The organism is Chitinophaga eiseniae, from assembly GCF_900167135.1.
Taxonomy (GTDB): domain Bacteria; phylum Bacteroidota; class Bacteroidia; order Chitinophagales; family Chitinophagaceae; genus Chitinophaga; species Chitinophaga eiseniae.
This window is the reverse complement of record NZ_FUWZ01000018.1, coordinates 1-9,650: the sequence shown is the minus strand read 5'-3', so window position 1 is coordinate 9,650 and position 9,650 is coordinate 1. Positions and strand designations below refer to the sequence as shown.

3 protein-coding genes are annotated in these 9,650 nt (G+C 51.4%); all 3 read right to left on the bottom strand.

Annotation, left to right across the window (positions count from 1 at the left end; all coding sequences use genetic code 11):
- Positions 1–3,074: non-ribosomal peptide synthetase (locus B5D63_RS34405; RefSeq protein ID WP_159456279.1), on the bottom strand; the 3,074-nt coding region annotated here is incomplete at its 3' end.
- Between the two features lie 22 nt (positions 3,075–3,096).
- A complete protein-coding gene (locus B5D63_RS34400; protein ID WP_078673429.1) occupies positions 3,097–4,062 on the bottom strand; it encodes a TauD/TfdA family dioxygenase in 966 nt (321 codons plus the stop codon).
- 29 nt (positions 4,063–4,091) lie between these two features.
- The coding region (locus B5D63_RS34395) for a non-ribosomal peptide synthetase (protein ID WP_143313374.1) at positions 4,092–9,650 on the bottom strand (5,559 nt) is incomplete at its 5' end.

Below are 9,650 nucleotides of genomic sequence, written 5' to 3'. Positions count from 1 at the left end.
CTGAACACTTCCTGCCAGTAGGCTTTGCCCGTTCCCGTGCCGGTTAAACGGCTACGCTGCCAGGAAGCATAATCCTTGTATTGTATGCGCAGGGGAGGCAATGCTTCGCCGCCGCCGGTAAATCCGTTGTAGAGTCTGAGCAGATCGTTGAAGAATACGCCCATGGACCAGTCGTCGCTGATAATATGGTGCATCACATAGCTGAACACCCATTTACTATCCGTAAGCCTGTAGAGGCCCGCACGCAACAGGGGGCCGGCTGCCAGGTCGAATTCCGTATAAAAATCACCTGCGAGGCAGGATTGCAAAAGCTCCTCCTGCTGCTCTGCGCCACGCAGGTCCTGCTCCTTCACCCTGAAGTTCAGCAGGGTGGCGTCGAGCACATATTGCTTTACAGTACCTGCCGGATCGGCCCTGAATACGGTGCGTAAGATCTCATGCCTGGCAACAAGCATTGTAAAAGCTGAAAAGAGCGCTTCCTTATCCAGCACACCTTCAAATACCAGCACGCCCGGCATATTGTAGGCAATGTTGCTGCCTTCCAACTGGGATAATACCCACAGGCGGTGCTGTGACGAGGATAGCTCATAACTATCCTGCAGGGGCAACACCGGTATCGCCTGCTGCTGCTCCTTCCTGCTTTCAGCGATCAGCGCTGCCTGTGCCTCGAGCACGGAATGCACAAAAAGATCTTTTAAGCTAACGGCCACGCCAAATGTTTTGCGGATCAGGCTTCCCAGGCGTGTTACTTTCAGGCTATGCCCACCCAGATCAAAAAAATCATCCGTCACGCCCACCTTTTCCTTACCGATCACCTGTTGCCACATGTCAGCCAGCTGAGCTTCCGTTTCATTACGAGGCGCGACATACCCTGTTGAGGGCGATGGTTTCATTCCTTCGTATGCAGCCAGTCGTTTGCGGTCTATTTTCCCGGTGTCAGTGAGGGGCAGTTTATCCAGCTGCAGGAAATGATCAGGCAGCATATACGACGGCAGGTGCTCTTTCACATAAGCGCGGCAGGCCTGTATATCGAGCTGCCCGCTCCCCGCCAGGAACGCCGCCAGCTGCTTTTCACCGGTGGAATCTTCCTTTACTATCACCGCCGCATTATCAATTCCGGGGAAGCGTTGCAACAGGCCTTCTATCTCCCCTAACTCAATGCGATAACCGCGTATCTTTACCTGTTCATCTTCGCGGCCCAGCAGCAGGATGCTCCCATCCGGCATACGCCGGGCCCTGTCACCGGTCCTGTACAGACGGCGGCCAGGTTCAAAAGGATGTGCAATAAACCTTTCGGCCGTTAATACCGGATTATGGAGATAGCCCAGGGCCAGGCCCTGACCACCCGTGCAGATCTCTCCTGCCACATATTCGGGGCACAGGTGCCCATGCTCGTCCAGTATATACACATCGTAATTAGGTACATAATCATTAAAACACATGGGTTCTCCATAACGGCATATCGCTCCTACTGTGTCAATGGCGGTTTCCGTTTGCCCGTAGATGTTATAGAGCGTATATCCTTTGCTCACTATCTCATCCTTCAGGCTTTCGCTTAATTTGTCCCCCCCGCACAGTATCTGCTTAAGGGTAGTTATACGTGGTATATCCTGCAAATAGGTGGCCAGCATGTCAGGTATAAGCTGAATGAAGCTGATTTCGTGATGTTTCAGCCATTCAACGAAAACGTGCCTGTCCTGCTGCTCTTCCTGCCGTGGTATATACAGCGGAAGCCCGTTCATCAGCGAAGAGAAGATTTCCTGGAAAGCGATATCCACCGCGATGTTAGTCAGCTGCGCGATTTTTGCGCCTGCGGCAAGATCATAGCGCTCGTTATACCAGTACAGTAAATTCAGGATAGCCTGATGCTGTATCATGATACCTTTCGGCTTTCCGGTAGTGCCGGAAGAGAAGATCACATAGGCCACATCTGCCGGTACTACCTGCGGTAATGGCCGGGCGGCAGTCACCGCAGTGACAGTTGCGATATTTACAATACTGCAAATTTCTATTCCTGTTGCAGATGCATCATCATCCGTTATGATAAGGGGGCATTGAGTGTCTGCTACAATACTCTTTTTACGATCTGCAGGATAAGCAGGATCTATGGGCACATAAGCGGCGCCAGCGCGCAAGATGCCCAGAACAGCTGCTACCAGCGCGGCTGAACGATGCATCATCACCCCGATAAACAGCGGCTGCGAGCGTGATGTATGCTGCAGGATATAGGCGGCAATCCGTGCGGACCATTCATCCAATCCGCCATAACTGTAAACGGTATCTCCGAATACCAACGCTGTATTTTCCGGATGCTCCAGGGCCTGTTGCAGGAACAGGTCCACCACTGTAAGGCCGGTTGCATATTGCCTGCGGTGATCATTAAACCTCGCCATCCATGCATGTAAGCTCTGCGGTGGCTCTGTTGCACATTGTGCAATACTTTTCTCTTTATTGGCAGAAAAAGAAGCGGCTACAAACAACAGGCTTTCCGCCATGTTCCGCAGCATCTTTTCCGGCAGCGGCAAATTCCGGGCGTTGACCTTTATATGCGATGCAGCGGCATTGAATTCAAAATGCAGCTGATGCTCATGCAGCCAGTTGTCCGGAGCTGTAAGGCCATCATAGCTAAGGGCTACGTTGCCAGCCAACAGCCGATCATTGTTAGCTGCCCTGAAGGCATCCCTGAATGTGGTTTCATTATACCCCGCATGCAGGTGCGCATCATTCAGCGCTTCATGCACCTGTTCCAGCAGCGCTGGTACCTGCAACGTTGCGTACAGGTGCAGTACGCAATACAAAGTGCTGTTATCATCAGCATTCTCGCCAGGAAGCGCCAACGGCGGCAATGCGATAGCAGCATGCTGCAAGCCGGTGTACTTCCATAATACCACGCCCAGTCCACCCAGAAGCAATTTCAGCATATTCACGCTGCTGTTTCCTGCCACGGCCTGCATTGCCTGCATAACAGCAGGTGGCACAGGCACCGTAAACGTTACTGTTACGGTGTCGGGCGAGGTATACGGCCAATCGGGGACCTGTATGTGCTCCAATCTTTTCAACCAATAATTTTCCATACAAATATTTTCCTGTAGATACTTAATCTGTAATAATAACATGGGAACGCTGCCCAGGCCTAACGGCGCGGGATTTGCGAAGATCCAGCGTGATGTTCACGCGCTTCAGCCAACGGTCATTCCCATCAAAACGAGGTTTAAACCCTTTACGGCCATGCACTACCCTGTAGTTATCCATAAATAATATGTCGCCGGAGGTCAGCGGCACTTTACGCAATGCGCTGTCAAAAGCGTCTATGATATATGTAAGGGCCCTGTCAGCGGCCTCATCACCTGGTGCCGGGCTCATAAAGGCAGGGTCCAGCCGCACGTAAGGAGCCTTAAAGTCCCCAAACAACACGGGTTCTGGCACAGGCACATAAGTTTCTCCCTGATCAAAATTCTTGTCTGTATGAAATATAAATCGTGGTTCAAACAGGATCTCTTTTATTTCGACAGGGATGTGGACATCCTGTATAGAACCTACCAGCGTCGGAATATTATCGGGGTTACGAAGGCACATCAAAGCAAGATAATCTGCCCTGAAGGGGTGGAAAGCCTCTTCGTTATGCCAGCTCAGATCAGCCACACTTCCGGTGCTCAGCTGCTCTGACTCGTGGTCCTTCAACGGGAGCACATTATTCAGCAGGGCCCCGTTACGCTGATTAGCCCAGCCCAGTGAATCGCCCAGGAAGGAAGCCAGGAGCATTAAAAGAAATCCCTCACGGGCAGCGGATTGCTCATCTATTTCTTTACCCGTGGCATTGGGGGTAGGGCCTATCTGGCGATCATCGACCTCAAACCCGCGAAGCATCAGCAACCCGTTGTGATCTTCGTGGTATCTGAAAGCATTCAGGCGGCTCATCAGGGGCTCAGGCAAACGCGAGGACAATACACGAGCCTCCTGCAGGAACAGGGGGTTACAGGGAGATTCATATTGCACGGTAAGATGTGCCAGCAGGCTGTTGATCCGGCTATTATCCTGCTCATCTAATTGAAAGAGGTTCATAACATACAATTTATGAAGTGGCAAAGGACCTATAATTTCAAATCGTTAACAATTCCTTTCCTTGACTGCTGGAGAAGCTGGCCGGAAGGCGGCGCGCCAGGTGACTGCGCCGGCAACCTGTATCCCAATTCATCTATCCTTTTAGCGGGATCCGATGTAAATGCCGCCAGCAGGTGGTCCAGGTGCTCCGCTATATGTTGAGCGGTATTGCTGTGAAACAGATCGGTGTTGTACTCTATGCCTGCAACCAGCTCCGCACCGGTATCAAAGAAATCAAATGAAAGATCAAACTGGCTTGATTGCCGTGCCTGGCTTTTATAGCGGGTGACGGTCATACCATCCATCGACGGGATGGAGCTGCTGCCTTCGATGTTTGTGTTCTGCAATACCACTATCACATCGAACAACAGGTTACGGGAAAGGTCCCGCTCCAGATCCAGCACCTGTACCAGTTCATCAAAGGGATACAGCTGATGCTCATAAGCCTGCAGGGTAGTTTGTTTTACGCGGCGGAACAACTCGTGAAAGGTAATAGTGTGTGCAAAGCGGGTACGCAGCGCCACAGCATTTACATACAACCCAATCTGGTTTTCCAGCTCCGGATTTTCTCTTCCGGCCACGGAAGTTCCAAGGATAATATCCTCCTGATCGGTATATGCCGCCATCAAAGCATTGACAACAGTAAGCAATCCCATAAACAGTGTACCGCCTTCGTTCCGGGCATAATCTCTCAGCCTGTCCGCAACTTCTTTGCTGACGATGCGTTTCAGGTAAGCGCCGTTATATGTTTTAACGCCGGGGCGGGGCTTATCGACCGGCAGACGGAGCACTGGCAGTTTACCGCCAAGCTGTGATTTCCAGTAGACGCCGTGCTCATACAACAAGCCACTGTTTAACTGCGATTGTTGCCATACCGCATAGTCTTTATATTGAATGCGCAATGGAGACAATGCCGGACTGCTGTTGTTGTGAAAAGCATTATACAGGCGCAGCAGTTCCTCCATCAGCAGATTTACAGACCAGCCATCGCTGATAATGTGGTGCATGACATAGGCAAATACCCATTTACTATCTGACAACCGATACAGGCATGCCCGTACCAGTGGCTCGCTGCCCATGTTGAAGGTGGTATGCGACACTGTCCGTACCTGCTGTTGCAGCAGTATCTCCTGATCGGCTGCATTACGGAGATCGCCGTACGTAATCCTGTTGGCGAGCAGTTCAGCCGGGAGCACATATTGCATCACCTGGCCGTCTTCCTCTTCCCGGAATACAGTACGTAATATCTCATGACGCTCCAGTACCGCAGCAAATGCCTGATCAAGCGCGATACGATCCAGCTCGCCTTCGAGTACAAACGCGCCGGGTATGTTATAAGCCGCGCCATGTTCATCCAACTGGCTGAGCACCCACATTCTCTGCTGAGCGGAGGAAAGCACATAAGCTGGCTGTTCTACAGCCGGCTGTATATGCTGTACCCGGCCGGTATTCCGTGCAGCCAGCAGACCGGCAATGCCTTTGATCGTAGGATGCATAAATACCTCACGGATGTTGAGGGACAGCCCCATATCGCGGGAGACCCTGTTTACGAAAGCCCCTACAGAGAGAGAATTGGCTCCCAGATCAAAGAAATCGGCGGTAAGGCTTACTTTATCGGCCTTCAACAGTGATTTCCATATGGTTTCAATGCTCTTTTCCAGGGCGGATTGCGGTGGCTCATAGGCCGCCAGATCGTTGCTTTCATCCGCAACCGGCGACGGCAGTGCTTTGCGGTCTATCTTCCCGTTACTGTTCAGGGGCAATGCCTCCAGGACCAGGTAATGGTCCGGTACCATGTAGGCCGGGAAAACCGCTTTCAGGTAGTCGCGCACTTCTTTGCGGTCGACAACTGTTTTCGGCACCAGATAAGCACAGAGCTGGTTATTGTTGGCAGCGTCCTTTATAACATTCACAATGGCCTCTTTTATACCGCTGTGCTTTAACAACACACTTTCTATCTCCCCCAGCTCAACCCGGAAGCCTCTTATTTTTACCTGGTTATCCTTTCGTCCGAGGAATTCCATATTCCCATCCGCCATAAGCCGTCCCAGGTCGCCGGTTTTATACATGCGCCCCCCCAGGCTACTGTTAAAAGGATCGGGCTTGAAAGCGGCGTTGGTCTTCTCCGGGTCGTTGGCATATCCCCTGGCCACGCCGATGCCTCCGATATACAGTTCCCCGGCCACACCCCTTGGTACTGGCTGGAAGTTATCGTCCAGAATGTAGAAGAAGTTGTTCTTAAGGGGCACTCCATAGGGAATACTGCTCCAGGTTGCTGGTACTTTTCCTATTGGATAATAGTTAGACCAAACGGTACCTTCGGTAGCACCGCCCAGGCTGATGACCTGTGCATTCGGAAAATATTTCCGTATGGTCCCCGGCAGCTGCACAGGTATCCAGTCGCCGCTCAGGAAAACCAGGCGCAGGTTGTTTTGCCTGTACAGACCACCATCCAGCTCCAGCTCCCCGACCAGGTAATTCATCGTAGTAGGCACGGAATCCCAGAAAGAAATGCGTTCGTCTACCATCAGCTGCTGCAGCTTCCTTACATCCTGCACCTCCTCCTGCGTAGCGATTACCACCGTGCCTCCGGCGGCCAGTATGCCGAAGACGTCATATACGGAAAGGTCAAAACACATAGAGGTAATGAACAGCAGGCGATCGTTATGATTTATCTCAAAGGTATCATTCACCCATTCTATCAGGTTCACTGCCGAATGATGCTCAATCATCACTCCTTTGGGACGTCCGGTTGACCCTGAAGTATAGATAGTGTATGCCAGCTGGCGGCTATCGACAACGATTGCCGGATCTTCTGCAGGCTGTGTGTCGATCTTGCTGTCCCGGAGGGATATAAACGTGACATGCTGTAGCTTCCCGGCCAATGCTTCCGGGGGCGGGGTATTTACCAGCAGGGTGTTTAGTCCGGAATTATTAATGATATACTCCTGGCGGTCAGCAGGATACTCCGGATCGACCGGCACATATGCGCCCCCGGCTTTTAAAATACCATACATTCCAACGATCATGTCAAAAGTGCGCGTGACCAGCAGCCCGACATTATCACCGGGTTTAACGCCTGTCTCAAGAAGACAGGCCGCCACCTGGTTTGCGCGCTTATTAAGAGCTTCGTAGGTGAGATCGTGGCCATGCTGGCTTAATGCCACCTGATCCGGGGTTTTCAATACCTGCTCTTCGAAAAGCCGGTGGATTGTTTTTTCGCTGGCGTAAGGCGCTAGTGTTGCGTTGAAACCGAACAGTAACGCGTTGCGTTCTGCTTCGGGCAGCAATTGTTCCGGCACCAGTGGCGCTGAGATATCTGCAACGAATGATACCAGTATCCTTTCATACAGACTTAACGCATAGTGAACTTCCTCTTCGTGAAAATAGGCCGGCGTATATTTTATTTTAAGCAGGAAACGGTCCATCGTCTTATCCAGCTCCACGTCAAAAAGCGTGTTGGTCATTTCACCGGCCTCTCCGGTCACAGCCCCGAATGGAGCGGCTACCGGCGCCAGCAGGGAAGTGTTGTTGACGTTACGGTAATTATGAAAGTCTGTAAAGTTAAACAGGGTATCAAAGACAGGGTTTTCGCCCGATGCTTTTTCACTGATAAAACCTGCCACTTCACTTAAGTGTACTTCATGAGGCTTGGAGGCCACCAGAAAATCCTGCACGGTCCTCAGCAGCGTACGGGTATCTTTTACTTTTTCAAAGTCAACCCTTACAGGCACGGTGTTCAGGAAGCAGCCCAGTATGCCGGTGCTGTCTTCCAGCTCGGGGCGTTCATGTGTTACCACGCCGGTAACAACATCTTTTTCGGAGGAGACAATGTGCAGCAGGTAAATATGCGCAGCGAGACAAATAGCTTTAAACGACAACCGGTTATCCTCGGAGAGACGGTTTAGCTGTTGCAGCAGTGTATTATCAAGCACACGGGATATTTTCTTCATGCCTGCGGCTTCTGTTATTTTCAGGCCTTTATAATTAAAGGGCAGCTTATTCCTGGAATAACCCAACAGTAATGATCTCCAATAGTTGGCCGTGGCTTCCGATTTTTTCCGGCCCAGTATAATAGCGCAATAATCTTTATAACTATGTTTTAACGGGCGCAGTTCCGGCGGGTTATCACCAAGGAGATTGGCCAGCTCGCTTGAAAATATGGATACTCCCCAGCCATCTATCATAGCGTGGTGGCAGTTAAGAACGAGATAATATTTTCCTTCTCCCAGATATAACATTTTCAGACGCCACAGCAAATCATTATCAAAAGCTAATCTTATGGCTATATCTTTTTGCAGGAACGTACGCAGGCGAACTATCTTTTCCTCATCGTGCAAGGCGCTCAAATCTTCGTAGGAAACAGGAATAGTTATTTCCGGCAAAACTATTTTTATCGGCTGCCGGAAGGTCTGCATGTAATACCTGGTACGCAGTGCTGCATGTCGTTCTACCAGTTTTTCGAGGCACGCCTTAAAGGCATCGATATCTGTTATCTGTACAAAAGAGGTAAACTGATCGTAATAGACCGGTTCTTCAGGACGAAGCATGGAAGAATAGATCATGCCCTGTTCGATGGGCGTTACCGGATACATGTCCTCATAAGCGGCCGGCAAAATACCTGTTCCGCCATGCTCATATTCTATCTGCTGACGCAAGGCTGCTATTTCCTCCATGCCGGCATGCCATTCCTGTTCGAGGGTGTCCGCCAACTGGTTTTGTTGCAACCAGGCCGCCAGGGTATCAACGGTTTGATGCTGATAAAGATTGGCAATGGTAATACCTGTATTAAATGCTTTCTTGATCTTCACAACTAACTTCATGCCCTTTATAGAATCGCCTCCCAGCGCAAAAAAGTTGTCCTTCACACTTGTTCTTTCCGGCGCTCTGTTCAATTCCGCGGCAAACAGCGCTACCAGTTTTTCCTCCCATGCGTTGGACGGCGCCATATATGCCACGCCGCTACTGATAGCGCTGCTATCGTACGAGGGCAATTTTTTCCTGTCTATCTTACCGTTGGCGGTAAGGGGCAGCGCTTCCAGGCGTACAAAACCTGCCGGAAGCATGTAGTCGGGCAAACGGCGGCCTAACCAGCTGCGCAGATCTTCCGGCGACAGTGTTTCCGGACATATCACATAAGCCACCAGCTCCTGCAGCCCTCCGGTACCGGGACGCGCTATCACCAGCGCCCGGCTCACTTCCCCGTGGCTTTCCAGCGTAGACGCTATCTCCCCCAACTCTATCCGGTAACCGCGGATCTTTACCTGTTCATCAAAACGGCCGCCATATTCCATCTCTCCATGCGGCAACCAACGTACCCGGTCTCCTGACCGGTACAACCGCTCCCCTGCTCTCAGCCAGCTATCCATAAAGCGTTCGCCTGTCAGCTCTTCCCGGTTCAGGTAACCACGGGAGACCCCGGCGCCGCCTACATACAGCTCACCCCATACTCCTGCCGGCACCAGCTCCCGCCGGCTATCCAGCACATAGGTCCGCAATGTGGGGATAGGAACGCCGATGTTGCTGATGTTGGCCGCAATATCGGCGGA

Excerpts from the sequence above, each read along its gene's own strand:
- B5D63_RS34400 (WP_078673429.1), bottom strand. The coding sequence starts at position 4,062 with ATGAACCTCTTTCAATTAGATGAGCAGGATAATAGCCGGATCAACAGC.